19 protein-coding genes are annotated in these 25,348 nt (G+C 63.3%); 14 read left to right on the forward strand and 5 right to left on the reverse strand.

Translation table 11 applies throughout. The features are described 5' to 3' along the window. The first annotated feature begins 96 nt into the window (after positions 1–96). From VSR68_RS31075 to msrQ, 4 genes are all read left to right on the forward strand, one after another. Positions 97–2,328, forward strand: a complete 2,232-nt coding sequence (locus tag VSR68_RS31075; RefSeq protein ID WP_342943467.1) for a cytochrome c biogenesis protein ResB — start codon at positions 97–99, stop codon at positions 2,326–2,328. A gap of 4 nt (positions 2,329–2,332) precedes the next feature. After that, positions 2,333–3,565 (forward strand): c-type cytochrome biogenesis protein CcsB, encoded by a 1,233-nt coding sequence (gene ccsB / locus VSR68_RS31080; RefSeq protein WP_342943468.1) that lies wholly within the window; start codon positions 2,333–2,335, stop codon positions 3,563–3,565. 191 nt (positions 3,566–3,756) lie between these two features. Then, positions 3,757–4,752, forward strand: a complete 996-nt coding sequence (msrP, locus tag VSR68_RS31085; protein WP_342943469.1) for a protein-methionine-sulfoxide reductase catalytic subunit MsrP — start codon at positions 3,757–3,759, stop codon at positions 4,750–4,752. Continuing rightward, positions 4,752–5,480, forward strand: coding sequence for a protein-methionine-sulfoxide reductase heme-binding subunit MsrQ (gene msrQ, locus VSR68_RS31090; RefSeq protein ID WP_428983634.1), 729 nt, complete (start codon positions 4,752–4,754; stop codon positions 5,478–5,480). The genes msrP and msrQ overlap by 1 nt, the downstream gene beginning before the upstream one ends. A gap of 84 nt (positions 5,481–5,564) precedes the next feature. Here the strand turns inward: msrQ and lysA are convergent, their stop codons facing one another. Beyond that, positions 5,565–6,833: a diaminopimelate decarboxylase gene (gene lysA / locus VSR68_RS31095; protein WP_342943471.1), complete on the reverse strand. Its 1,269-nt coding sequence runs from the start codon at positions 6,831–6,833 to the stop codon at positions 5,565–5,567. Between the two features lie 9 nt (positions 6,834–6,842). After that, a complete protein-coding gene (gene lptM / locus VSR68_RS31100; RefSeq protein WP_342943472.1) occupies positions 6,843–7,190 on the reverse strand; it encodes an LPS translocon maturation chaperone LptM in 348 nt (115 codons plus the stop codon). Between the two features lie 35 nt (positions 7,191–7,225). Here lptM and cyaY point away from each other — a divergent pair, with 35 nt between their 5' ends. Beyond that, positions 7,226–7,543, forward strand: a complete 318-nt coding sequence (gene cyaY / locus VSR68_RS31105) for an iron donor protein CyaY (RefSeq protein ID WP_342943473.1) — start codon at positions 7,226–7,228, stop codon at positions 7,541–7,543. A 150-nt stretch (positions 7,544–7,693) separates the two neighbouring features. On the opposite strand, the gene VSR68_RS31110 is transcribed toward cyaY, so the two are convergent. Further along, a complete protein-coding gene (locus tag VSR68_RS31110) occupies positions 7,694–10,087 on the reverse strand; it encodes a penicillin-binding protein 1A (protein ID WP_342943474.1) in 2,394 nt (797 codons plus the stop codon). Positions 10,088–10,339: 252 nt separating this feature from the next. Here VSR68_RS31110 and pilM point away from each other — a divergent pair, with 252 nt between their 5' ends. From pilM to VSR68_RS31145, 7 genes are all read left to right on the forward strand, one after another. Further along, on the forward strand, positions 10,340–11,296 hold the full coding sequence (gene pilM / locus VSR68_RS31115) for a pilus assembly protein PilM (protein WP_342943475.1): 957 nt from the start codon (positions 10,340–10,342) through the stop codon (positions 11,294–11,296). Next, the gene (locus VSR68_RS31120) at positions 11,293–11,916 is read left to right on the forward strand and encodes a fimbrial assembly protein (protein ID WP_342943476.1); all 624 of its coding nucleotides are present in this window, start codon (positions 11,293–11,295) and stop codon (positions 11,914–11,916) included. The genes pilM and VSR68_RS31120 overlap by 4 nt, the downstream gene beginning before the upstream one ends. Next, entirely contained in the window at positions 11,913–12,842 is a 930-nt protein-coding gene (locus tag VSR68_RS31125; RefSeq protein ID WP_342943477.1) for a hypothetical protein, read from the forward strand. Before VSR68_RS31120 ends, VSR68_RS31125 begins: the two co-directional genes overlap by 4 nt. After that, the gene (locus VSR68_RS31130; protein WP_342943478.1) at positions 12,839–14,488 is read left to right on the forward strand and encodes a type IV pilus secretin PilQ; all 1,650 of its coding nucleotides are present in this window, start codon (positions 12,839–12,841) and stop codon (positions 14,486–14,488) included. The genes VSR68_RS31125 and VSR68_RS31130 overlap by 4 nt, the downstream gene beginning before the upstream one ends. A gap of 138 nt (positions 14,489–14,626) precedes the next feature. Next, positions 14,627–15,178 (forward strand): shikimate kinase, encoded by a 552-nt coding sequence (locus tag VSR68_RS31135; protein WP_342943479.1) that lies wholly within the window; start codon positions 14,627–14,629, stop codon positions 15,176–15,178. Positions 15,179–15,194: 16 nt separating this feature from the next. After that, positions 15,195–16,277 (forward strand): 3-dehydroquinate synthase, encoded by a 1,083-nt coding sequence (gene aroB, locus VSR68_RS31140; protein ID WP_428983631.1) that lies wholly within the window; start codon positions 15,195–15,197, stop codon positions 16,275–16,277. A 57-nt stretch (positions 16,278–16,334) separates the two neighbouring features. Then, positions 16,335–17,537 (forward strand): deoxyguanosinetriphosphate triphosphohydrolase, encoded by a 1,203-nt coding sequence (locus VSR68_RS31145; protein WP_428983632.1) that lies wholly within the window; start codon positions 16,335–16,337, stop codon positions 17,535–17,537. 323 nt (positions 17,538–17,860) lie between these two features. Here VSR68_RS31145 and VSR68_RS31150 read toward each other — a convergent pair whose 3' ends face one another. Both VSR68_RS31150 and VSR68_RS31155 read right to left on the reverse strand, forming a co-directional pair. Then, on the reverse strand, positions 17,861–18,244 hold the full coding sequence (locus VSR68_RS31150; protein ID WP_342943481.1) for a DUF883 family protein: 384 nt from the start codon (positions 18,242–18,244) through the stop codon (positions 17,861–17,863). A gap of 373 nt (positions 18,245–18,617) precedes the next feature. Further along, positions 18,618–19,340 (reverse strand): OmpW/AlkL family protein, encoded by a 723-nt coding sequence (locus VSR68_RS31155; protein WP_342943482.1) that lies wholly within the window; start codon positions 19,338–19,340, stop codon positions 18,618–18,620. 185 nt (positions 19,341–19,525) lie between these two features. On the opposite strand from VSR68_RS31155, the gene VSR68_RS31160 reads away from it, so the two are divergent. Together VSR68_RS31160 and VSR68_RS31165 are read left to right on the forward strand one after the other, a co-directional pair. Beyond that, positions 19,526–20,233 (forward strand): transposase, encoded by a 708-nt coding sequence (locus VSR68_RS31160; RefSeq protein ID WP_342943483.1) that lies wholly within the window; start codon positions 19,526–19,528, stop codon positions 20,231–20,233. Between the two features lie 322 nt (positions 20,234–20,555). Next, the gene (locus VSR68_RS31165; RefSeq protein WP_342943484.1) at positions 20,556–25,259 is read left to right on the forward strand and encodes a glutamate synthase-related protein; all 4,704 of its coding nucleotides are present in this window, start codon (positions 20,556–20,558) and stop codon (positions 25,257–25,259) included. Positions 25,260–25,348 lie beyond the last annotated feature (89 nt).

The raw sequence follows: 25,348 nt of genomic DNA on the forward strand, positions 1-25,348 counted from the left end.
CGGCCGCAAAGAGGCCGGCAAGAAAACAAGAAAAGGGTGAGGGAGTCGCATGAAGCGATGCCCTGCACCCTTTTTTGCTGTTGAGTCGGAGTTTGAATGAGCGTCACCACGTCGGGTTGGGAGTTGAAGTCGCGGCCGCGCTTCGTGCGCACGTCCGTCGAATTGCTGAGTTCGATGCGCTTCGCGATCGCGTTGCTCGTGATCCTGTCGATCGCAAGCATCATCGGCACCGTGCTCACGCAGGACGACCCGTATCCGAACTACGTCAACCAGTTCGGCCCGTTCTGGGCCGACATCTTCCGTTCGCTGAGCCTCTACAACGTGTACAGCGCGTGGTGGTTCATGCTGATCCTCGGCTTTCTCGTTGTGTCGATCTCGCTGTGCGTGATCCGCAATGCGCCGAAGATGATCGCCGACACGAAGAGCTGGAAAGACAAGGTTCGCGAAGGCAGCCTGCGCGCGTTCCATCACAAAGGCGAGTACGCCGTTCTGGACACGACCCGCGCGCAGGCTGCGGCGACGCTCGGCAAGCTTTCCGCGAGGCTCGGCTACAAATACGTGACGCGCGAATCGGAAGGCGCGACGCTGATCGCCGCGAAGCGCGGCGCGCTGACCAAGCTTGGCTACATCTCCGCGCACCTTGCGATCGTCATCATCTGTATCGGCGGTCTGCTCGACAGCAACTTGCCCATCAAGCTGCAGATGTGGCTCTTCGACAAGACGCCGATCCGCAGCAACACCGTCATCAACGAGATTCCGCCCGAACACCGCCTGTCGCAGGGCAACCCGACATTCCGCGGCTACGCGTGGGTGCCCGAGGGGCAGCATGTGTCGACGGCGATCCTGAACCAGCAGGACGGCTCGTTGATCCAGGACCTGCCGTTCTCGATCGAGCTGAAGAAGTTCATCGTCGACTACTACTCGACGGGCATGCCGAAGCTCTTCGCCAGCGACATCGTCGTGATCGACCACAAGACGGGCGCGCGCGTCCCGGCGCGCGTCGAGGTGAACAAGCCGTTCGAGTACGACGGTGTGTCGATCTACCAGTCGAGTTTCCAGGACGGCGGCTCGCAGATGCAGATGACCGCGTATCCAATGACGGGCAGCAATAGCAAGAGCGAGCCTTTCAACGGGGAAATCGGCGGCTCGAAAGTGCTGAGCGCGTCGATGCCGGGCACGGACGGCCAGACCGTCGAGTTCGCGGACTTCCGCGCGATCAACGTCGAGAACATCTCGAACGGCAATGGGCAGAACGATGCGCGCGGCGTGACCGCGCACCAGTCGCTGAAGGAAGCCTTCGACGAGCGTCTCGGCTCCGGCGCGAAGACGTCGAAGCCGGTCGATCTGCATAACGTCGGCCCGTCGGTGCAGTACAAAGTGCGCGACAAGGACGGCCAGGCGCGCGAGTACAACAACTACATGTTGCCCGTCGACGTCGGCGGCGAGCGCGTGTTCCTTGCCGGCATGCGCATGAATCCGGACGATCCGTTCCGCTATCTGCGCATTCCCGCCGACTCCGCCGGCACGGTCAACGAATGGATGAAACTGCGCGCCGCGCTCGAAGACCCGGCCATCCGCGCGCAGGCGGCTCAACAGTTCGCGCAGCGCTCGGTGCAGTCGAACGCGGACCTGCAGCAGCATCTGGAGGAAAGCGCGTCGCGCGTGCTGACGCTTTTTGCAGGCGGCGATCCGGCGATCGGCAAGGCGCCCGATGGTCAGACGATTGGCGGCTTCCAGGCGATTGCCGCGTTCATCGACCGTTCCGTCCCCAAGGGTGAGCAGGAGAAGGCGGCAGGACTCTTGCTTCGTATGCTGGAAGGCGCGACATGGGACGTATGGCAGATTGCGCGGCAGCAGGCGGGAGAAGGCCCGGCGACGGCGGACGCGACCACGAGCCGCTTTATCCAGACCTCGATCAATGCGCTATCCGACAGCTTTCTGTACGGTTCGCCAGTGTTTTTGCAGCTTGACTCCTTCAAGCAGGTGCAAGCTTCGGTATTTCAGTTGGCGCGCGCGCCGGGCAAAAAAGTCGTGTATCTTGGCAGCCTGCTACTCGTGTTAGGCATCTTTTCGATGTTCTACGTCCGCGAACGGCGCCTGTGGTTCTGGCTCAAGGAGGCGGATCGCGGCGTGAGCGTCGTGATGGCGATGTCGACGGCACGCAGGACATTCGATTTCGAGAAGGAATTTGCCCGAACCCGCGACGCAGTCGGTGCGGTGCTCGGAACGAAGCCTCTCGATGCAGATGCCGATGCCGCCAACGAGGCAAAGGGCGCCGCCCGTCCAGCGGATGCAGCGTCCACAGATTCACCCGATTCGACCCGGTAAGAACATGGACTTGACCCAAGTTTCTTCTTCCTCGCGCGCCACGCCGCGCGCCGATACGTCGGCTCATTCGGCCACGCATCTGCATGCGCATGTGCCAGGTGAACCGGCGCTGCTGGACGACCGTCCGTTCCTGAAGCGCCTCGGCGCGTTCGACTGGCTGTTCGCGCTGGCGATGGTCGTGGGAGCCGGGTTCGCGCTGTCGCGCTACTACGAGTACATGAATTACTACGACAAGCTGGTGCTGGTTTGCTCGGTGCCGGCTTTCGTCGTGCTCGGCTGGCGCTGGAAGCCCGCGCGCCTGCTGATGGCGTGCATCGCCGTGCTCTCGCTCTTTGCGATCCAGTTGTACGGCGGCGATCTGACCCGCGCCGATCACGCGTTCTTCCTCAAGTATTTCCTGTCGAGCCAGTCTGCGATTCTGTGGATGAGCGCGCTGTTCGTGCTCGCGACGCTGTTCTACTGGATCGGCGTGCTGTCGCGCTCGCCGTCGGGCGCCGCGATCGGCTCGAAGATGACGTGGGTCGCCGTGCTGATGGGTTTCGTCGGCTTGATGGTGCGTTGGTACGAGTCGTATCTGATCGGCTCGGACGTCGGCCATATCCCCATCTCGAACCTCTACGAAGTGTTCGTGCTGTTCAGTTTGATTACAGCGTTGTTCTACCTGTACTACGAGCAACACTACAACACGCGCGCGCTCGGCGCGTTCGTGCTGCTGGTGATCAGCGCGGCCGTCGGCTTCCTGATGTGGTACTCGATCGCGCGCGACGCGCAGCAGATCCAGCCGCTCGTTCCCGCGCTGCAAAGCTGGTGGATGAAGATTCACGTGCCAGCGAACTTCATCGGTTACGGCAGCTTCGCGCTGTCGGCGATGGTCGGCGTCGCGTATCTGATGAAAGAGCGCGGCGTGCTGGCCGACCGCCTGCCGACGCTCGACGTGCTCGACGACGTCATGTACAAGTCGATCGCCGTCGGCTTCGCGTTCTTCACGATCGCGACGATTCTCGGCGCGCTGTGGGCCGCTGAAGCGTGGGGCGGCTATTGGAGCTGGGACCCGAAGGAAACGTGGGCGCTGATCGTGTGGCTGAACTACGCGGCATGGCTGCACATGCGCCTGATGAAAGGCCTGCGCGGCGCGGCCGCTGCCTGGTGGGCGCTGACGGGCCTGCTGGTGACGAGCTTCGCGTTCCTCGGCGTGAACATGTTCCTGTCGGGGCTGCATAGCTACGGCAAGCTGTAATATCCGCCGAATTTGAGGCCGGGACACAGAAAAACCGCCGCGTGCGCTGCACCGGCGGTTTTTTTATGCGGATATGGAAGGATTGCGCGCCGCTTGTGTTAACCAGAACGGTGGCCGCAATCAGCGGGTCGAATGACAAGCGGGTCGAACGGATATCGTCCGGGCCAGTACGCCCGGCAAGGAGTTTCAGCATGTGGATCAAGCGAAGCGAACGGAGCCGTCTCTACGGCGACGACATCGCGCGCAGCGAAATCACGCCGCGGCGCGTGTTCGAGAATCGCCGGCGGATCTTGCAGGCAGCGGGCGCGGCGGCGCTCGGCGGCCTGATCGGCGTGCAGGGCGAGGCGTTTGCGGAGTATTCGTCGTCCGACGCGAAAGCGCAGAAGCTCGGCGCAAAGACCAATTCGAAGTTCGTCGTCGCCGACAAGGTCACGCCGTTCAAGGACATCACAACGTACAACAACTACTACGAGTTCGGCACCGACAAGAGCGATCCGTCGCACAACGCGGGCACGCTGCGGCCGCATCCGTGGAAGGTGAGCGTCGAGGGTGAGGTGAAGAACGCGAAGGTCTACGACATCGACGAGCTGCTGAAGCTCGCGCCGCTGGAGGAGCGCGTGTACCGGCTGCGCTGCGTCGAAGGCTGGTCGATGGTGATTCCGTGGATCGGCATTCCGCTGTCGGAAGTGATCCGGCGCGCGCAGCCGACCGCGAACGCGAAGTACGTGCAGTTCATCACGCTCGCCGATCCGTCGCAGATGGCGGGCCTGTCCGAGCCGATTCTCGACTGGCCCTATTCAGAAGGCCTGCGGATGGATGAAGCGATGAATCCGCTCACGCTGCTGACGATGGGCGTCTACGGTCAGGTGCTGCCGAATCAGAACGGCGCGCCCGTGCGCGTCGTCGTGCCGTGGAAGTACGGCTTCAAGAGCGCGAAGTCGCTGGTCAAGATCCGTTTCGTCGACAAGCAGCCGCCGACGAGCTGGAACACCTACGCGCCGAACGAATACGGCTTCTATTCGAACGTGAACCCGAACGTCGACCATCCGCGCTGGAGCCAGGCGACCGAGCGGCGCATCGGTGAGGACGGCTTCTTCACGCCGAAGCGCAAGACGCTGATCTTCAACGGCTATGGTGACCTCGTCGCGTCGATGTATCAGGGCATGGACCTGAAGAAGAACTTCTGATAGCGGCGCGCATGGGAACCGAGACGACATCGACCGTGACCGCAAGCACCGGCGCACGGACGGCGAGCGCTTCGAAACACGCATCGCCTTCGCGCACGACAACGACGACTGTCGGCGCTGCGCGCTGGCTCGTGCCGGCCAAGATCGCCGTGCTCGTCGCGGCGCTGTGTCCGTTTGCGCGCATCGTGCTGTTCGGTTTCACCGACCGGCTCGGCGCGAATCCCATCGAGTTCATCACGCGCTCGACGGGATTGTGGACGCTGGTGTTCATCTGCATCACGCTCGCCGTGACGCCGCTGCGCAAGCTCACCGGCTGGAACGCGCTGCTGCGCTTTCGCCGGATGCTCGGGCTCTACGCGTTCTTCTATGCAGCGTTGCACTTCACGACGTATTTCTGGTTCGACAAGTGGTTCGATTTCGCGGAGATCGTAAAGGATATCGGCAAGCGGCCGTTCATCACGGTCGGCTTCGCGGCGTTCGTGCTGCTGGTCCCGCTCGCCGTCACGTCGCCGAAAGCGATGGTGCGCAAGCTCGGCCGACGCTGGCAGACGTTGCATCGCGCGATCTATCTGATAGCCACGCTCGCGATCCTGCATTTCTGGTGGATGAAAGCGGGCAAGCACGATCTGATCTTGCCGAAGATTTACGGTGCTATCGTGATTGCGTTGCTCGGCTGGCGACTGCTTGCATGGGCACGCGACAGAATCCGGCAACGGGCGAGAAGCTAGCTGGTCGTGCGGAACGGGTGAGGGCAACAAAAAAGGCGATGCGTTTTGTGCGCATCGCCTTTTTGCTTCGAGCGTTCGAAGCGTTCAGCTTCGATCCGGCAGAACCGATTCGCCCGCGAACAGTTCCTTCACTTCTTCGCGCTGGCGCACGACGTAGGCCTTGTCGCCATCGACCATCACTTCGGCGGCGCGCGCGCGTGTGTTGTAGTTCGAGCTCATCGTGAATCCATAGGCGCCTGCCGACCGGATCGCGAGTAGATCACCCGGTTCGACAGCCAGTTCCCGCTCGCGCCCGAGCCAGTCGCCGCTTTCGCACACGGGACCGACGACGTCATACAGATGCTTGTCCCCGTCGCGCTGCACGACGGGTTCGATCGCGTGATAAGCCTCGTACATTGCTGGACGCGCGAGATCGTTCATCGCCGCATCGACAATCGCGAAGTTCTTTTCGACGCCCGGCTTCAGGAACTCGACCCGTGTGAGCAGCACGCCCGCATTGCCGACGAGCGAGCGGCCTGGCTCGAAATACACTTCACGATGACCGTGCCCGCGCGCGTCGATCCGGTCGAGCAGCGTGCGCACGAAGTCGCCGATATCGGGCGGCGTTTCGTCGTCGTACGTGATGCCGAGTCCGCCGCCCACATCGATATGCCGTATCTTCACGCCGTCTGCTTCGATCTGGTCGACGAGTTCGAGCAACTTGTCGACGGCATCGAGGTACGGCGCGACTTCCGTGATCTGCGAACCGATATGGCAGTCGATGCCGACCACTTCCAGGTTCTTCATCGCGGCGGCCGCGCGATACGTGGCGCGCGCGTCGTCGAACGCGACGCCGAACTTGTTCGACTTGAGGCCCGTCGAGATATACGGATGTGTCTTCGCGTCGACGTCGGGATTCACGCGCAGCGACACGGGCGCTTTCTTGCCCATTTCGCCCGCGACGGCATTCAGGCGGTCCAGTTCGGGAATCGACTCGACGTTGAAGCACTTCACGCCTGCCGCGAGCGCTTCGCGCATTTCCGCGACGCTCTTGCCGACGCCGGAGAACACGGTGTTTTCCGCTTTGCCGCCCGCTGCGAGCACACGCGCCAGTTCGCCGCCCGACACGATGTCGAAGCCCGCGCCCATGCGCGCGAAAAGATTGAGCACGGCGAGATTGCTGTTCGCCTTCACGGCGACGTGCACGGTGGCGCGCCGGCCGACGCACGCGTCGGCGTAGGCGTGCCACGCAGCGCTGAGCGCCGCGCGCGAGTAGACGTAGAGCGGCGTGCCGAATTGCTCGGCAAGCGAGACGGCGGACACGCCTTCGGCGTGCAGCACGCCGTCGACATAGGCGAAGGCAGATTGAGTCATGCGACGGTCTTATTGAGCTTCGGATGCACCCGACGCCGGCTGGGCGGGCGCATTCGTATTCGGCGCAGTGCGCAGTTCGGTATCGGGCGACAAGGACAGCGGCGTGCCCGACGTATCCGGTACGGAGTCTCGAGCGGATTCGGCGCCGGGTTTCATTGCATCGGGCGAGGTCTGGGTCTGTTCGCTCGGCTTGGCCGGAAGAGGCGGAACGGTCGGCAGATAGAGCGAACCGCGTTGTCCGCAGCCGTTGAGCGCGACACCTGCGACAATAGCCAGAGTCGCTACAATCGCGCGGGACCATCCGCGGGGCGCCAGTACATCAGTTGCCGCTGCGCTCATCCGGAATACGACTCGCATGACTGTCCCTGAACAATTAATCGTTGGAGTTTAGCATGTCCGACAGTGAATACCTGACCCGTGCCGAGGCCGTGCTCGCGGCCATCGAGCGCGCGCTCGACGATACCGACGCCGATATCGAATTCGAGCGCAGCGGCAACGTATTGACGCTCGAATTCGAGAGCGGCACGAAGATCATCGTGAACCTTCAGCCGCCGATGCAGGAGATCTGGATCGCCGCGAAATCGGGCGGATATCACTTCCGTTACGTCGACGGCGAGTGGCGCGATACGCGCAACGGCACCGAGTTTTACGCGTCGCTGTCCGAATACGCGACGCAGCAGGCGGGCGAGCCGGTCACGATCGCGCCGTAACGTATCTGTTTTCATCTCGACGTGCGCGATGCCGATCGATGCGCGTTTTCAGAAAGCAAAAAGCCGCCGTCAGAGAGCCAAAAAGCCGCCGCGTTCACCACGCGGCGGCTTTGTTTTTTCACGCGATCAAGCGATCAGGCGTGAGCGGACCTAGTGACCTCTGAACAGGTTCATGATGTTCTCTTTTTCCTGCTCGCCGACCTGAGCGGGCGCAGCGCTTGCCGCACCGTTCGCTTCCGCCGGCGGAACCGTCACGCCGACGGTCGACACGAAGCCGTTGCCCGGCGTGAAGTCGTCGAAATACAGTTCGTCGCCGAGCGTCACCACGTCTTCCGGCATCGGCATCTTGTACTCGGGCACGCCCTTCAGCGCGCGGCCCATGTAGTCGATCCACACGGGAAGCGCGAGCCCGCCGCCCGTTTCCTTGTCGCCCAGGCTGCGCGGGTTGTCGTAGCCCATCCACGCGATCGCGCACAACGTGTGCTGATAGCCGGCGAACCAGGCGTCGCGCGAATCATTTGTCGTGCCCGTCTTGCCGGCGAGGTCGGTGCGTTTCAGCATGTTCGACTTCGCGCCCGTGCCGCGCTGCGCGACGCTCGTCAACAGGCTGTTCATCACGTATGCGTTGCGCGGCTCGATCGCGTGCGGCGCGTTGCTGCCCGCGACGAGCGGCTCCGCATGCGCGACGACGACGCCGCGCTGATCGGTGACTTCCGCGATCAGATACGGATTCACGCGATACCCGCCGTTCGCGAACACTGAGTAGCCGGCCGCCATCTGCAGCGGCGTGACGAGACCTGCGCCGAGCGCCATCGGCAGATAGGCGGGATGGCGGTCCGCGTCGAAGCCAAAGTGCGTGATGTACTGCTGCGCGTACTTCGTGCCGATGTGATTGAGGATGCGGATCGACACGAGATTCTTCGATTTCTGCAACGCGGTGCGCATCGACATCGGACCGTCGAAGCCGCCGCCGTAGTTCTTCGGCTCCCATGCCTGGCCGCCCGTTTCGGCGGCGCTGAAGAAGAGCGGCGCATCGTTGATGACGGTCGCGGGCCCGAGACCCTTTTCGAGCGACGCCGAGTAGATGAACGGCTTGAAGCTCGAACCCGGCTGACGCCACGCTTGCGTCACGTGATTGAACTTGTTCTTGTTGAAGTCGAAGCCGCCGACGAGCGCGCGGATCGCGCCGTCCTGCGGCACGACGGAAATGAACGCGCCTTCGATCTGCGGCAACTGCGTGATCGACCAGTTTCCGTCGTCGTTCTTCGCGATACGGATGACGGCGCCCGGCCTCACGCGCTGGTTCGGCTGCGCGCGCGCACTGAGCGCGAATGACGCGTAGCGCAGCCCGTCGCCCTGAATCGTCACGACATTGCCGTCGATCAGCGTCGCCTGCACCTGCTTCGGATTCGCCGACGTCACCACGGCCGCGATGATCTCGCCGTTGTCGGGGTGTTCGAGCAGCGCGTCGTCGATGGCCTGTTCGCGCTCGCCGGCGTCGGAGGGCAGATCGATGAACGCCTCGGGCCCGCGATAGCCGTGACGGCGCTCGTAGTCCATCAGGCCTTTGCGCAGCGCGTGATAGGCGGCGTCCTGATCGGCGGAATCGATCGTCGTCACGACATTCAGGCCGCGCGTATACGCCTCTTCGCGGTACTGCGCGTACATCATCTGCCGCACCATTTCCGCGACGTATTCCGCGTGCACGCTGAACTCCTTGCCCGCGCCCTTCACGATGAGCGGCTGCTGGCTCGCGATTTCGTACTGATTCTCCGTGATGTAGCCCAGTTCCAGCATCCGCTGAAGGATGTATTCCTGACGCACTTTCGCGCGCTTCGGGTTCACGACGGGGTTGTACGCGGAAGGCGCTTTAGGCAGGCCGGCGAGCATCGCGCATTCGGCCAGCGACAGGTCTTTCAGGTCCTTGCCGAAGTACACGCGCGCGGCGCTCGCGAAACCGTACGCGCGCTGGCCGAGATAGATCTGATTCATGTACACCTCGAGAATCTGATCCTTGCTCAGCTTCGATTCGATCTTGTACGCGAGCAGCATCTCGTAGACCTTGCGCGTGTAGGTCTTCTCGCTGGAAAGGAAGAAGTTGCGCGCGACCTGCATCGTGATCGTGCTCGCGCCCTGCGTAGCGTGACCGTTCGTGAGCGCGACGATGCCGGCGCGCGCGATGCCCGTCAGGTCGACGCCGCCGTGATCGTAGAAGCGGGCGTCCTCGATTGCGAGCACGGCCTTCTTGAGATTGTCCGGCACGTCGCGGAAGTGCACGATGTCGCGCCGCTCCTCGCCGAATTCGCCGATCAGCACGTGATCGGCGGTGTAGATGCGCAGCGGCACTTTCGGGCGATAGTCGGTGAGCGCATCGAGCGACGGCAGATTCGGCGTCGCGACGACCAGCGCATAGCCGAGCACGAGCATGACACAGACGATGCCGGCGAAGATCAGCCCGACAAACCCGAGGATGATCTTGAGCCAGAGGGGACGTTTGCGCTTCGGCGGGGCCGGAGGCGGAGACGTAGGAGTCGTGGATTGCATATGAACACCAAAAAACGGTCCCGCGATTATAGCCGCCCGACCTGGCAGCTTTCGGCGTGCTTACGGCCGCCGCAACCGCACGACTATGAGAACACTGTAGTTCGTTTGATTGTCGCCGGATATCGCTCGCCGGACCATTAGCCATTCGGCCGAATTTCGCTGGTGCGCCGCGCTGCGCAGAATCCTTCCCGTTGCCCGTGTCTTTCGAATGACGCGGGCCTTCAGAGTCGGTTTGTGTCCGAGGGGGAAGGTATGTCGTTGAAAGACTCGTTACGGATGGCGATGCGGCGGCACGCAGTCGGCATCGATGTGGGTGCGCATGCGGTCAGGGTCGTGGTGCTGAGTTGCAGCGGGCGAAAGGGCGGCCCCGTGCGCATCGAGTGCGTGGCGTCGGAGCCGCTTGCGCCGGGCGCGATGGCGGGCATGGAGATCGTCGACCGGCAGGCGGTGGCGCGCGCGCTCGCCGCTGTGCTCGGGCATGTGCCGCAGCATTGCGCGTCGCAGGGGCTGCGCTGCGCGATGGCTATTCCCGGCTCCGCGACGTTCACCGCGCATCTGCCGGTCGGCCACATGAACGGCCAGCATAGGCGGGCGGCCGTCGAGCCCGTCGTGATGATGGAAGCCGAGCGGATCGCGGGCATCGAACGTCACGCATTGGCCGTCGACTGGTATGTCGAGGACACGCCGCCGCGCCTCGGCGAAATCGCGGTTGCGGCGACGGCGCGCGAGCACCTCGAAGCACGCATCGAATGCGCGGCGATGGCGGACATCTCGCTGACCACGGTCGACGTGGAGCCGCACGCGGCGCTGCGTGCGCTGCGTCATGCCGCGACATTCGAACTCGAACTGAACGAGCCGTACGCCGCGATCTGGATCGGCAGCGACGGCGTCTACGGCTGGCGCATCGACGGTGAAACCGTCGCGGAAGAGATCCGCTATCCGTCGCCCGAGTATTCGTGTGTCGCCGACGCGTTGCGCGATCTCGCGGAAAACAATCTGAATGTGTGTGCGCTGGTCGGCGGCGAAATCGACTTGCTGGAAGGCGTGTGCTTCTCGCTCGCCGACATCGGCGACGTGCTGGGTTGCACCGTGTTGCCGTTCGACTGTTCGTCGTTCAGCGACGACAACGCGATCCCGTCTTCGGACCTGTTGCACGAGCCTTCTTTGGCCGTCGCGTTCGGCCTCGCGCTGCGCGGCATCGCGCAATGACGGCGGCGCGAATCAAAGCCGGCGGCTTCAACCTGTTGCCGCACCGTCAGCGCGATGCACGGCTCGCGCGCCGACGTCGCTATATCGAATGGACGACTGCGGCGCTTTGCGGTTGCGTTGCCGCCGCGGCGCTGGTGGCCTGGCAGGCATTCGAGCGAGCGAGCATCGACAGACAGCGTGCAGTGCTCGACCGGAAGCTCGCGACGCTTGCATCGCCGCTCGCCGAGCATACGCGCCTGACAGGCGAAGCCAGCAACGAGCGCTTGCAGAACGAGCGCGCCGCGACGCTTTCCGAGCCGCTTGTCCATTTGCTCGATCTGCTCGATGCGTTGAGTCAGGAGCCGTCCGAAGCCGTTGTCATCAAGCAGTTGAGGCAGCGTGGGCGCGACACCGAAATGCTTGCTGCGTCGACGGATCACGCGGCGGCGTCGGCGTGGCTGAACCGGCTTGCCGCGTTGAGAGGCGTGAAGGACGCCAGTCTCAGCGACTTGCATCGAACTGCAAGCGCAACGGAATCATCCGCTGCCATCGAGCTCACGGCGAATCTGAAGTGGGATGGGCCGCCTGAAAAAGCTAAAGCGTCCGCGGCGGTTCGTCAGAAAACGAGAGGTGAGAAATGAATACAACCACGGTCGGCCGAATCGGCGCGCCGTCTAAGCGCGTGCCGTTCGGGGACGCAATCGCCGAGCGTCTGCGCGTGCCGCTCGAAGCATGGAGCGCGCGGCGGCGCTGCCTTGTCGCGCTGGCAATTGCCGTTGCGGTGTTCGCGCTCGGCGCGAACGCGTGGATCGCTAGGGACATGAGCGGCGCGCAGGCGAGCAGCGATGCCTTGTCAGCCGCGCAGCGAAAATTGAGCGACGCGCAAGCCGCTGTCGCGCAACTGCCGGCGCTGCGCCGTGCGGCGCCTGTTTCGCACGTGCCGGCGGGATGGTCCTCCGCAGATGACGTGCGCGTTATCTCGCAGCTCGCCGCGCGCAGCGACGTGACGCTGCTGAAAATCGAGCCGGGTGCGGTGGCGGGAAGCGGACTCGACGCGATGCGTCCGCTGCACGTGACAGCGCAGGCCGATTTCGATCACGCCGTCGATTTTCTCGAAGGCCTGTCGAGCCTGCCCGTGCTCGTCGTGCCCGACGAACTGACGCTCAAGCGCCAGGGCGAGGCATTGTCGATTAGCGCGACGTTGCATTCGTTCAACGCGATTCATCCTGTTCCGAGCGCCGCGCGCCCAACTGTGCGCAACGATCCCGACGCATTCGATCCAGACGCATTCGATCCCGATGAAGAGATCGTGTTCTACGATCCGTTCCAGCCACCGACGTTCGCGCCTGCATCGGAGGACGCGCCGGGATCGATGCGGCTCGTCGGACTGCTGTCCGACCGCATGCGCGGGCTCGCGCTGATCGAAACGGGCGATGGCGCAGAGACACTCGAAAGCGGGCAGCAGTGGGGCGACGAGCGTGTCACGCATGTCGACTCCAACGCACTCACGTTTGCAAAGCGTGATGGCAGCATGCATTCGTTCACGCTTGCGGAGGCCGTCGAATGATGCGCGTGCACAACAAACGATGGCTTCTCGCGTGCGCGTCGTGCGTCGCGATGGCGGCGCAAGCGGCGTTGCCGCCGCTTCCCTCGAACATGCCGTTCGATGATGCGATCGCGCCGGCCGGCATGCCGCCATTGCCGCGCGTGATTACGACTGACGTCGCGAATCCGTTCGTGCTCGACGCAGCGGATGACGGCGGCGGATTGACAGCCGATGCGAAGGCGCCGCCGCTGGATTCCGCGCAACCGCTTTCTGTCGACCGCGATGACGCCGAACCTCGACGCAAGACAGAAAGCGAGGCACGGCAAGAAGCACGGCAAGATCAGCAAGAAGCACGGCAAGAGTCACGGCATGAAGCACAGCACGAAGCGCTCGAAGGTCCGCCCGTCCCGCTTGCACCCGCCGCTCGTCTGAGCGCGAGCGCATCCGCCGCGTTTCCCGCCGACCGACCGATCACGCTGCACTTCCAGCACGCCGAGTTGGGCGCCGTGCTCGGCGCATTCGCGCGATTCACGGGCCTCAGCATCGTCGCGAGCGAAAAGGCGCGCGGCACGGTCACGCTGCATCTGGACAACGTGCCGTGGCGCACCGCGTTCGATACGCTGCTCGACGTCAACGGACTCGCGATGGAGCAGCGCGGCAAGGTGATCTGGGTCGCGCCGCTGTCGGAACTCGCCGCGCGCGAGCGTCAGCGTTTCGAGGCGCATGCGCGCGCAGCCGAACTCGAACCGCTCGCGAGCCGCACGTTCGAGCTGCACTACGCGCACGCCGACGAACTGCGCAAGCTGCTGACGGCGTCGGGCAATCAGCGCGTACTGTCGAAGCGTGGCGCCGCGATGGCCGACGCGCGCACCAATCTGCTGTTTGTCACCGATCTCGACGCGCGCCTCGTGCAGATCGCGGAACTGGTCGCGTCGCTCGACCGGCCGACGCGCCAGGTGCTGATCGAGGCGCGAATCGTCGAAGCGGAGAAGGGCTTCTCGCGCAATCTCGGCGTGAAGCTGTCGATGGCAGCCGCGAGCGAGGACGGCAAGGCGACGGGCCTCGTCGGCGGAAAGGACGGCGCGGTCTTCGACCTGTCGGCGCGGCCGATTTCAGGGTTTGACGCCGCCACGGCCGGCCTGACGCTTTTCGCCGCACAAGCGACGCGGCTTCTGAACATCGAGCTGAGCGCGCTCGAAGCGCAAGGGCGCGGCCAGATCGTGTCGAGCCCGCGCGTGGTGACGGCGGACCGGATGAAGGCGATCGTCGAGCAGGGCACGGAACTGCCGTATCAGGCGAAGGTCGGGCAAGGCGTGTCGGGCGTGCAGTTTCGCCGTGCGAGCCTCAAACTGGAGGTGGAGCCGCAAATCACGCCTGACGGCCGGGTCGTGCTGGACCTCGATGTCGCGAAGGACAGCGTCGGCGAGCAGACGGCGTCCGGTCCCGCGATCAACACCAAGCACGTGCAGACGCGCGTCGAGGTGGAGGACGGCGGGACGGTGTCGATCGGCGGAATCTACGAGGCCGACGACCGCGATGATGTGACGCGCGTGCCGCTCCTGGGCAAAATACCGCTTCTGGGCGCACTTTTCCGTCACCGCGCTCATCGCGATCTGACCAGCGAGCTCGTCGTTTTCATCACGCCGAGGGTTGTGCAGACGAATTGACGGATCGGCGGGCAAAGGGCCACGGGCGGGGGCCGAACGCAGGACGGGGCGCAAGCGCGCGGGCCGTCAGGCTCGACAAGGCAGGCGCTTTGCCAGTAAGCTGCCGCACGAACTACACCGGATTAGCCAGAGGATAAGTTGCAAGCGCGGGACGCACACGCCAACGTTTTTTTCGTAGGGCTCATGGGGGCGGGCAAAACCACCGTGGGCCGGGCCGTGGCGCGCCGGCTGGATCGCCCGTTCTTCGATTCCGACCACGAAATCGAGGCGCGCACGGGCGCGCGCATCCCCGTGATCTTCGAGCTGGAAGGCGAAGCGGGCTTTCGCGACCGAGAGGCGCAAGTGATTGCCGAGCTAACCGGCCGCGAAAACATCGTCCTCGCGACGGGCGGCGGCGCGGTGCTGCGCCCTGAAAACCGCGAAGCGCTGCGCCAGCACGGTATCGTCGTCTATCTGCGCGCGAATCCGCACGACCTGTGGCTGCGCACGCGCCGCGACAAGAACCGGCCGCTCTTGCAGACCGAAGATCCGAAAGGGCGCCTCGAGGCGCTCTATGAAGTCCGCGATCCGCTCTACCGCGAATGCGCCGATTTCGTGATCGAAACGGGCCGTCCGTCGGTCAACGGGCTCGTCAACATGGTGCTGATGCAGCTCGAGATGGCGGGCGTCGCCAGGTCTCCTGCGTCATAATGACGAGATGACCTCCATGATTACCGTCAACGTCGAACTGGGCGAGCGCGCCTATCCGATCCACATCGGCGCCGATCTGATCGGCAAGACTGAACTGTTCGCCCCGCACATTCGCGGCTCGTCCGTCACCATCGTCACCAATACGACTGTCGATCCACTGTACGGCGACGCGTTGCGCAAGGCGCTCGCGCCGCTCGGCAAGGACGTGACGACGGTCGTGCTGCCCGACGGCGAAGCGCACAAGAACTGGGAAACGCTGAACCTGATTTTCGACGCGCTGCTCGGCGCGCGCGCCGATCGCAAGACCACGCTGATCGCGCTCGGCGGCGGCGTGATCGGCGATATGACAGGTTTTGCCGCCGCCTGCTACATGCGCGGCGTGCCGTTCATCCAGGTGCCGACGACGCTGCTGTCGCAGGTCGATTCGTCGGTGGGCGGTAAGACGGGCATCAATCACCCGCTCGGCAAGAATATGATCGGCGCGTTTTACCAGCCGCAAGCGGTGATCGCAGATATCGGCGCGCTGCGTACGCTGCCCGCGCGCGAACTCGCGGCCGGCATCGCGGAAGTCATCAAGACGGGCGCAATCGCCGACGCAACATTCTTCGAGTGGATCGAGGCGAACGTCGAAGCGCTCAATCGTTGCGAGCCACAGGCGCTCGCGGAAGCCGTCAAGCGTTCGTGCGAAATAAAGGCATCCGTCGTGGCTGCCGACGAACGCGAAGGCGGTTTGCGCGCGATCCTCAATTTCGGTCACACGTTCGGTCATGCAATCGAGGCGGGCCTCGGCTATGGTGAGTGGCTGCACGGCGAAGCAGTCGGTTGCGGGATGGTGATGGCAGCCGATCTGTCGGTGCGGCTCGGTCATCTGGACGAAGCCGCGCGCGAGCGACTCGTTGCCGTCATCAAGGCCGCGCATCTGCCGACCCGGGCACCCGCGCTCGGCGCGTCGCGTTATGTCGACCTGATGCGCGTCGACAAGAAAGCGGAAGCGGGCGAAATCAAGTTCATCCTGCTGAAGCGTTTCGGCGACACACTGATCACGCGCGCACCAGACGACGCCGTGCTACAGACGCTCGACGCCAGCGTCGGCGCCTGACGCGACGCGCAGTCAGCGCAACGGCATGAGGGCGTCGCTTCGGATTCGGAGACATCGGTGAGTGAAATACGCAGCGACAATCTGATCGGATCACGTGACGTCACGGGCGCAGCGTCGTTGCCCACCATCGGCGCGCTCGAAGCGCATCTTGCGCCGTATGCCGCGCACTCTTCGCAGTCGCGCGGCCGGCGCCATTACGAACCGCCGCCGAGCGCGCGTACCGAGTTTCAGCGCGATCGCGATCGCATCGTCCACTCCACGGCTTTTCGGCGGCTCGAATACAAGACGCAGGTATTCGTGAACCACGAGGGCGACCTGTTTCGCACACGGCTCACGCACAGTCTCGAAGTCGCGCAGATCGCGCGTTCCGTCGCGCGCAATCTGCGCGTGAACGAGGATCTCGTCGAAGCGATCTCGCTTGCGCACGATCTCGGACACACGCCGTTCGGCCACGCGGGGCAGGACGCGCTCAACGAATGCATGCGCGAGTACGGCGGCTTCGAGCACAATCTGCAGAGCCTTGCTGTCGTCGACGACCTCGAAGAGCACTATGGCGCATTCGATGGCCTGAATCTGTGCTTCGAAACGCGCGAAGGCATCCTCAAGCATTGTTCGCGCGAAAACGCGCGGCGTCTGGGCGAATTGGGCGAGCGTTTTCTGCAAGGACGCCAGCCGTCGATCGAAGCGCAGATTGCGAATCTCGCCGATGAAATCGCGTACAACAATCACGACGTGGACGACGGTCTGCGCTCGGGATTGCTCACCATCGACCAGCTTGCCGAAGTCGAGCTATGGCGCACGCATGACGAGGCGGCGCGCCGCGACTATCCGAACATCGAAGGGCGCAGGCTGATTCACGAGACGGTTCGCCGCATCATCAACACGCTGATCGTCGATCTGATCGACACGACGACGCGCAACATCGCGCGCCATGCGCCGGCATCGCTCGACGATGTGCGGCGTGCGCCGCCGCTCGTCGCGCACAGCGCAGCCATCGCCGCGCAGGCCACGGCGCTCAAGCAGTTTCTGTTCAAGAACCTGTATCGGCACTATCGGGTGATGCGCATGGCGAGCAAGGCGCGGCGCGTGATCATCGGTCTTTTCGATGCGTTCATCGACGACCCTCGATTGTTGCCGCCCGATTACCAGACAACGGATGCAGCGAAGCAGCCGCGACTGATCGCGCATTACATCGCGGGCATGACGGATCGGTACGCGTCGAAGGAATACCAGCGGCTCTTCGTCGTCGACGGTAATTGATGCCATACGTGCGCCGCGTTTGACACGCGATGCTCAACGTGTGTCGGCCTCGAAGGCGATGCAAGACGCTCACGCGCAAAGCACAAAGGGAGTCCACGCGCTGCGCAATATACGTTGCGCGCACGCACACGCGCGATCACAACGGATCGCAACGAGTCAAGTCAACACACATCAACACGTGGGCCCGCACAACCGCGCACCGGCGCGCGGCTGTGCATAAGCGTCCCGTTTTCTACAGCGATCCAGGTCCTGCCGATCCAATCGCCTGACCGTTCAGCCAGGTCCGTTCAGTGAGCGCATCCGCATTTACATCGGCACGCACATCAACGCATGCCGCCTCGTGCGATGAGCGCTCCCGCGATCAGCGCGACGCCGCCGACGAGCGCGATCGTCCGCCACGGATTTTCATGCACGTAGTCGTCGGCATCGTGAAACGCTACTTGTGCGCGGTCGCGCATCGCGTCGCGTGTGTCGTTCAGGCGTGAGCGCGCATCGTCGAGGCGTTTGCGGAATTGCGTCTTGATAGCCTCGGCATCCGCCTGCGTGCCGTCACCGAGTGAATTCTCGAGTTCCGTCATCAGTCTGCGCAGTTCACTGGCAATGTCTTCAGCGGCATGCCGGCTATGGCGCGCGATTCGGCGCGCACGACGCCCCGTCGTTGTCCAGGATTCGCCGATGGCATCTCGCGTATTAGGTAGTGCTGTCATGGTCGCTCCGTCGATGAGGGTGTTTCAACATGCCCGCAACACAGCGCGGGAAGTCTCCTCTGACGCAACTTCGGTGCCCGCCTGGCGCGAGGCTCACAACCTGCGCCATAACATGCATCGACGACGCGCTTTGCGTCAGATGATGCGCACGGCATGCGGCAGAAATTGCGTCGACAGGCCTTGCGCGTCAGTCAAATTTACAACGAGTCGCGCGCGCGAGCAGACATGGTCGCAAGTGGGGAAACGATGTCGCGATACGCCGGAGACGAAGCCATGTCCATACGAGTATCGTGATGGGATTGAAAGCAAAACGCCGTCACGGTTTAACGTGACGGCGTTGTTCAAGCCCGAAAATCTCGACTAACCTGTTGTGTTAGAAGCGGTATCCGATGTTCACGTACGTGACGATCGGGTTCAGCCGGATCTTCGTTTCGGATTGCACGGTCAGCGGGCCGACGGGTGTGCTTGCCGTGGTGTTCAGCTTGGCAGTCGTGCTGAGCGGCAGGTACGAGATCGAGAAGCCGGCGAACCAGTGATCGGTGAACGCGTATGTGAAGCCGGCATTAAACACGGGCTCCCACGAACTATCCGTGGTCACCGTGGTCGGACCATGCAGGACGTTGTTCTGGAAAGAGCCGTTCGTGATGTGCTCGTCGGTGAACCAGATGCGGCTCACGCCGATGCCGACATATGGGCGGAACTTCGCTTGCGGCTGATTGAAGTAGTACTTCAGCAGCAGTGTCGGGCTCCACTGTTTGGCCGAGCCGATCTTGCCGTACTGCGCAAATGCGCCTGTGCCTTTCAGATCGAATTGCGGCGGAATGCCGATGTCGAACTGGGTGGCGATGTGGTCGGTAATGAAATAGCCGGCCGTGAAACCAAGGGTGTCGCCATCGCCGAGCGAGGCGCCAGAGTTAGGTACCGTGATGTTGACGGGCGAACCGCCGACGTTTGTCTCTCTCAACGGCTGACTGCTGGACTGCGGCGCGACATGGAACCACCCAGTTGTGACGTAGATACTACCGGCCGATTGCGCGTGCGCTGCCGTTGTTATGCAAGCTAGCGTCGCGATCCCCAAGGCCTGTTTTAATTTCATTTGTGCTCCTCCAGAAAAGGCCCGCTAATTATGACCACAACGTTTCAAACAAACCATGGCGCCCGTTAGAGCGTTCTGCCTGGGCTTTATGCTGTTTCCGGCAGACCCGCATTGCGCGTGAGGCCGCGCCGGCGCAGCTTTTCGGACCTTCGGGTATGTACCAACGCGACTTTGGATAATCCAGCATGGCACGGCTTGCACGTCTTTATGTCCCCGACCAGCCGCAGCACGTGATCCTGCGCGGACTCGACCAGCAGCCCGCATTCGTCGACGACCAGGATTACGAACTGTTCATCGATTGCCTGAAGGCGGCTTCGCGCGATCACCATCTGTCCGTTCATGCATACGCGCTGATGCCAGGCGCGGTGCAACTGCTCGTCACGCCCACCGACGAATCAAGCTTGCCGAAAGCAATGCAGGCAGTCGGCCGGCGCTACGTCGCGCACTTCAACCGTCGTTACTCGCGACGCGGCACGTTGTGGGAAGGCCGTTATCGCGCGACGGTCATCGAAGGCGAGAAGTACTTCCTGCTCGCGAGCCGCGTCGTTGAAATGTCGCCGCTGCGCAACCAGCTGGTGAGCACGCCCGAAGACTATCGCTGGTCCAGTTATCGGCATCACATCGGCCTGACCTTAGACAGTCTCATCACCGACCATCGTTTGTACTGGTCACTCGGCAATACGCCGTTCGAACGGCAGCGCGCTTACCGCGAACTGTGCGAGCAACCGCTCGACGAACGCGAAGCGAGCCAGCTCCAGCAGGCCACGCTCAAGGGCTGGGTGCTCGGCAGCGACTCATATCGGGAGTGGGCGGCGCGCGCGGCGAACCGGCGCGTGTCGCCGCTGCCGCGTGGCCGGCCGCGCAAGGTCCGCGAGACGCCGCAAACCCAATAAAGCCTTTGTGGATCAAGGGTTTGTCGGCAGCAAGAGAAAGCGAACGGCATTTGCGAATGCCGTTTTCTTTTGCCCTGTTTTGATGTGGAACCAATTAATTTGAAGAAAAATGCACCACATTGATAATAGGGGCCCGACCATCAGATTTTGTTTGCTATTCCTTTGATTCGTCGCGTATATTTCGACTTCCGGCGTCCGAATGTGCAACTGCAATATCGCGCATGTCGCACGACTAAGCGGCCGCCCGCGCAGTTGAGCTTGAAACTGCGGGCAACAAGAAAATGGATTAACGGCCCCACGGCCCCTGACAGACGGTGTCCCCATGAACGACCACCAGCAGCCGATTTCCACGGTTCCCGCCGCGCAGGGTCTTTACGACCCGCAGAACGAGCACGACGCATGCGGCGTCGGCTTCGTCGCGCATATCAAGGGCAAAAAGAGCCACGAGATCATCCAGCAAGGCCTGAAGATCCTCGAGAACCTCGATCACCGGGGCGCCGTCGGCGCCGATCCGCTGATGGGCGACGGCGCGGGCATCCTGATCCAGATTCCGGATGCGTTCTATCGCGAGGAAATGGCGAAGCAGGGCGTGACGCTGCCGCCCGCCGGCGAATACGGCGTCGGCATGATCTTCCTGCCGAAGGAGCATGCATCGCGTCTCGCGTGTGAACAGGAGCTGGAGCGCACGGTGAAGGCCGAAGGCCAGGTCGTGCTCGGCTGGCGCGACGTTCCCGTCGACCACAACATGCCGATTTCGCCGACCGTGAAGGCGAGCGAGCCGCTGATCCGCATGATCTTCATCGGCCGCGGCAAGGACATCATGGTGACGGACGCGCTCGAGCGGAAGCTGTACATCATCCGCAAGACGGCGAGCCACCGCATTCAGGCGCTCAAGCTCAAGCACGGCAAGGAATACTTCGTGCCGTCGTGCTCGGCGCGCACGGTTGTCTACAAGGGTCTGCTGCTGGCAGGCCAGGTCGGCGTGTACTACCGCGACCTGCAGGACGAGCGCGTCGTGTCGGCGCTGGCGCTCGTGCACCAGCGCTTCTCGACCAACACGTTCCCGGCGTGGGAGCTGGCTCACCCGTACCGGATGATCGCCCACAACGGCGAAATCAACACGGTGAAGGGCAACGTCAACTGGCTGAACGCACGCACGGGCGCGATCGCGTCGCACGTGCTCGGCGACGACCTGCCGAAGCTGTGGCCGCTGATCTATCCGGGTCAGTCGGATACGGCGTCGTTCGACAACTGTCTCGAACTGCTCGTGATGGCGGGCTACCCGCTCGTCCACGCGGTGATGATGATGATTCCGGAAGCGTGGGAACAGCACACGCTGATGGACGACAACCGCCGCGCGTTCTACGAATACCACGCCGCGATGATGGAGCCGTGGGACGGCCCCGCCGCGATCGCGTTCACCGATGGCCGCCAGATCGGCGCGACGCTCGACCGTAACGGCTTGCGTCCGGCGCGCTACATCATCACCGACGACGATCTCGTGATCATGGCGTCGGAAGCGGGCGTGCTGCCGATTCCCGAATCGAAGATCGTCAAGAAGTGGCGCCTGCAGCCGGGCAAGATGTTCCTGATCGACATGGAGCACGGCCGCATCATCGACGACAAGGAACTGAAGGACAACCTCGCGAACGCGAAGCCGTACAAGAGCTGGATCGACGCCGTGCGCATCAAGCTCGACGAAATCGAGCCGAGCGCGGAAGACGTCGTCACGGAGCGCCGTGAAGCGGCTGCGCTGCTCGACCGCCAGCAGGCGTTCGGCTACACGCAGGAAGACCTCAAGTTTCTGATGGCGCCGATGGCGCAGGCAGGCGAAGAAGCAGTCGGCTCGATGGGCAACGACTCGCCGCTCGCCGTCATGTCCAACAAGAACAAGACGCTCTATCACTACTTCAAGCAGCTGTTCGCGCAAGTGACGAACCCGCCGATCGACCCGATCCGCGAAAACATGGTGATGTCGCTGGTGTCGTTCGTCGGTCCGAAGCCGAACCTGCTCGACACGAACAACATCAACCCGCCGATGCGTCTCGAAGTGTCGCAGCCGGTGCTCGACTTCAAGGACATCGCGAAGATCCGCGCGATCGATCAGTACACGGGCGGCAAGTTCAGCTCGTACGAGCTGAACATCTGCTATCCCGCTGGCTGGGGCAAGGAAGGCATCGAAGCGCGCCTTGCGTCGCTGTGCGCGGAAGCCGTCGATGCCGTCAAGTCCGGCTACAACATGCTGATCGTGTCGGACCGCAAGACGGACCGCGACAACGTCGCGATTCCGGCGCTGCTCGCCACGTCCGCAATTCATACGCACCTCGTGCAGCAAGGTCTGCGCACGAGCACGGGCCTCGTCGTCGAGACGGGCTCGGCGCGTGAGACGCACCACTTCGCGTTGCTCGCGGGCTACGGCGCGGAAGCCGTGCATCCGTACCTCGCAATGGAAACGCTCGCGCAGATGGCCGCGGGCATGAAGGGCGACCTGTCGGCGGAGAAGGCTGTCTACAACTTCACGAAGGCAGTCGGCAAGGGCCTGCAAAAGGTCATGTCGAAGATGGGCATTTCGACGTACATGTCGTACACGGGCGCGCAGATTTTCGAAGCGGTCGGTCTCGCCGAAGACCTCGTGAACAAGTACTTCAAGGGCACGGCGTCGAAGGTCGGCGGCATTGGTCTGTTCGAAGTGGCCGAAGAAGCGATTCGCCTGCATCGCGAAGCGTTCGGCGAGAGCCCCGTTCTCGCGAACATGCTCGACGCGGGCGGCGAGTACGCGTATCGCGTGCGCGGCGAAGACCATATGTGGACACCCGATGCGATCGCGAAGCTGCAGCACTCGGCGCGCAGCAACTCGTATCAGACGTACAAGGAATACGCGCATCTGATCAACGACCAGACGAAGCGTCACATGACGTTCCGCGGCCTGTTCGAATTCAAGGTCGATCCGTCGAAGGCGATTCCGCTCGACGAAGTCGAATCGGCGAAGGAAATCGTCAAGCGCTTTGCGACGGGCGCGATGTCGCTCGGCTCGATCTCGACGGAAGCGCACGCGACGTTGGCTGTCGCGATGAACCGTATCGGCGGCAAGTCGAACACGGGTGAAGGCGGTGAAGACGAAAACCGCTATCGCAACGAACTGCGCGGCATCCCGATCAAGAACGGCGACACGATGAAGACCGTCCTCGGCGATGAGGTGGTCGTCGACATCCCGCTGAAGGACGGCGATTCGCTGCGCTCGAAGATCAAGCAGGTCGCGTCGGGCCGTTTTGGCGTGACGGCGGAATACCTCGCGTCGGCGGACCAGATCCAGATCAAGATGGCGCAAGGCGCGAAGCCGGGCGAAGGCGGCCAGTTGCCGGGCCACAAGGTGTCGGAGTACATCGGCAAGCTGCGTTACTCGGTGCCGGGCGTCGGCCTGATTTCGCCGCCGCCGCACCACGACATCTACTCGATCGAAGACCTCGCGCAGCTCATTCACGATCTGAAGAACGCGAACTCGTCGGCGAGCATTTCGGTGAAGCTCGTGTCGGAAGTGGGCGTCGGCACGGTCGCTGCGGGTGTCGCGAAGGCGAAGGCCGATCACGTCGTGATCGCGGGCCACGATGGCGGCACGGGCGCATCGCCGCTGTCGTCGATCAAGCACGCAGGCACGCCGTGGGAACTGGGCCTCGCGGAAACGCAGCAAACGCTGGTGCTGAACCAGCTGCGCGGCCGTATCCGCGTGCAGGCCGACGGCCAGATGAAGACGGGCCGCGACGTCGTGATCGGCGCGCTGCTTGGCGCGGATGAATTCGGCTTTGCGACGGCGCCCCTCGTCGTCGAAGGCTGCATCATGATGCGCAAGTGCCACCTGAACACGTGCCCGGTCGGCGTCGCGACGCAAGACCCCGTGCTGCGCGCGAAATTCCAGGGCCAGCCGGAACACGTCGTGAACTTCTTCTTCTTCATCGCCGAGGAAGTGCGCGAAATCATGGCGCAACTGGGCGTGCGCAAGTTCGACGACCTGATCGGCCACAGCGAATTCCTCGATATGAAGAAGGGCATCGAGCACTGGAAGGCGAAGGGTCTCGACTTCTCGCGCGTGTTCTATCAGCCGAACGTTCCGGCGAGCGTCGCGCGTCTGCACGTCGAATCGCAGGATCACGGTCTGGACCGCGCGCTCGATCACACGCTGATCGAAAAGGCGAAGGCCGCGATCGAGAAGGGCGAGCACGTGTCGTTCATCCAGCCGGTGCGCAACGTGAACCGTACGGTCGGTGCGATGTTGTCCGGCACGATCGCGAAGAAGTACGGCCACGACGGCCTGCCCGACGACACGTTGCACATCCAGTTGAAGGGCACGGCGGGCCAGAGCTTCGGCGCGTTCCTCGCGAAGGGTGTCACGCTCGATCTCGTCGGCGACGGCAACGACTATGTCGGCAAGGGCCTGTCAGGCGGCCGCATCATCGTGCGTCCGACCAACGATTTCCGCGGCAAGTCCGAAGAGAACATCATCATCGGCAACACGGTGATGTATGGCGCAATCGAAGGCGAATCGTTCTTCCGCGGCGTCGCGGGCGAGCGCTTCTGCGTGCGCAACTCGGGCGCGACGGCAGTCGTCGAAGGCACGGGCGACCACGGCTGCGAATACATGACGGGCGGCACGGTCATCGTGCTCGGCGAGACGGGCCGCAACTTCGCGGCGGGCATGTCGGGCGGCATCGCTTACATGTACGACCCGGACGGCACGTTCGCCGCGAAGTGCAACAAGTCGATGGTCGCGCTCGAGCCGGTGCTGCAACAGGCCGAGCAGGAACGCACGGTCGACAAGGCGCTGTGGCACACGGGCCAGACCGACGAAGCGCTGCTCAAGGGGCTCATCGAACGTCACTTCCAGTTCACGGGTTCGCCGCGCGCAAAGGCGCTGCTCGAAAACTGGGATGCGTCGCGCCGTCAGTTCGTGAAGGTGTTCCCGACCGAATACAAGCGCGCGCTGGGCGAAATGGGCGCGAAGAAGGCCAGCAAGGAAGTGCTCGCGGCCTGATCGTTTCCCGATAAACCCGCTCACGACATAACGAAGCGCACTCGCCGCCTGCGAACGAAAACGCAGGCGGCGGGCGCCGATCCCCTCAC

The sequence above is a fragment of the Paraburkholderia phymatum genome, assembly GCF_038900715.1.
Classification (GTDB): Bacteria; Pseudomonadota; Gammaproteobacteria; order Burkholderiales; family Burkholderiaceae; genus Paraburkholderia; species Paraburkholderia phymatum_A.

Coding starts and splice junctions, on each gene's coding strand:
- VSR68_RS31155 (WP_342943482.1), bottom strand. CDS start 19,340: ATGAAATTAAAACAGGCCTTGGGGATCGCGACGCTAGCTTGCATAACA.
- pilM (WP_342943475.1), top strand. CDS start 10,340: ATGTCGTTGAAAGACTCGTTACGGATGGCGATGCGGCGGCACGCAGTC.
- lysA (WP_342943471.1), bottom strand. CDS start 6,833: ATGACTCAATCTGCCTTCGCCTATGTCGACGGCGTGCTGCACGCCGAA.
- msrP (WP_342943469.1), top strand. CDS start 3,757: ATGTGGATCAAGCGAAGCGAACGGAGCCGTCTCTACGGCGACGACATC.
- VSR68_RS31165 (WP_342943484.1), top strand. CDS start 20,556: ATGAACGACCACCAGCAGCCGATTTCCACGGTTCCCGCCGCGCAGGGT.
- lptM (WP_342943472.1), bottom strand. CDS start 7,190: ATGCGAGTCGTATTCCGGATGAGCGCAGCGGCAACTGATGTACTGGCG.
- cyaY (WP_342943473.1), top strand. CDS start 7,226: ATGTCCGACAGTGAATACCTGACCCGTGCCGAGGCCGTGCTCGCGGCC.
- ccsB (WP_342943468.1), top strand. CDS start 2,333: ATGGACTTGACCCAAGTTTCTTCTTCCTCGCGCGCCACGCCGCGCGCC.
- aroB (WP_428983631.1), top strand. CDS start 15,195: ATGATTACCGTCAACGTCGAACTGGGCGAGCGCGCCTATCCGATCCAC.
- VSR68_RS31125 (WP_342943477.1), top strand. CDS start 11,913: ATGAATACAACCACGGTCGGCCGAATCGGCGCGCCGTCTAAGCGCGTG.
- VSR68_RS31120 (WP_342943476.1), top strand. CDS start 11,293: ATGACGGCGGCGCGAATCAAAGCCGGCGGCTTCAACCTGTTGCCGCAC.
- VSR68_RS31130 (WP_342943478.1), top strand. CDS start 12,839: ATGATGCGCGTGCACAACAAACGATGGCTTCTCGCGTGCGCGTCGTGC.
- VSR68_RS31150 (WP_342943481.1), bottom strand. CDS start 18,244: ATGACAGCACTACCTAATACGCGAGATGCCATCGGCGAATCCTGGACA.
- VSR68_RS31160 (WP_342943483.1), top strand. CDS start 19,526: ATGGCACGGCTTGCACGTCTTTATGTCCCCGACCAGCCGCAGCACGTG.
- VSR68_RS31075 (WP_342943467.1), top strand. CDS start 97: ATGAGCGTCACCACGTCGGGTTGGGAGTTGAAGTCGCGGCCGCGCTTC.
- VSR68_RS31110 (WP_342943474.1), bottom strand. CDS start 10,087: ATGCAATCCACGACTCCTACGTCTCCGCCTCCGGCCCCGCCGAAGCGC.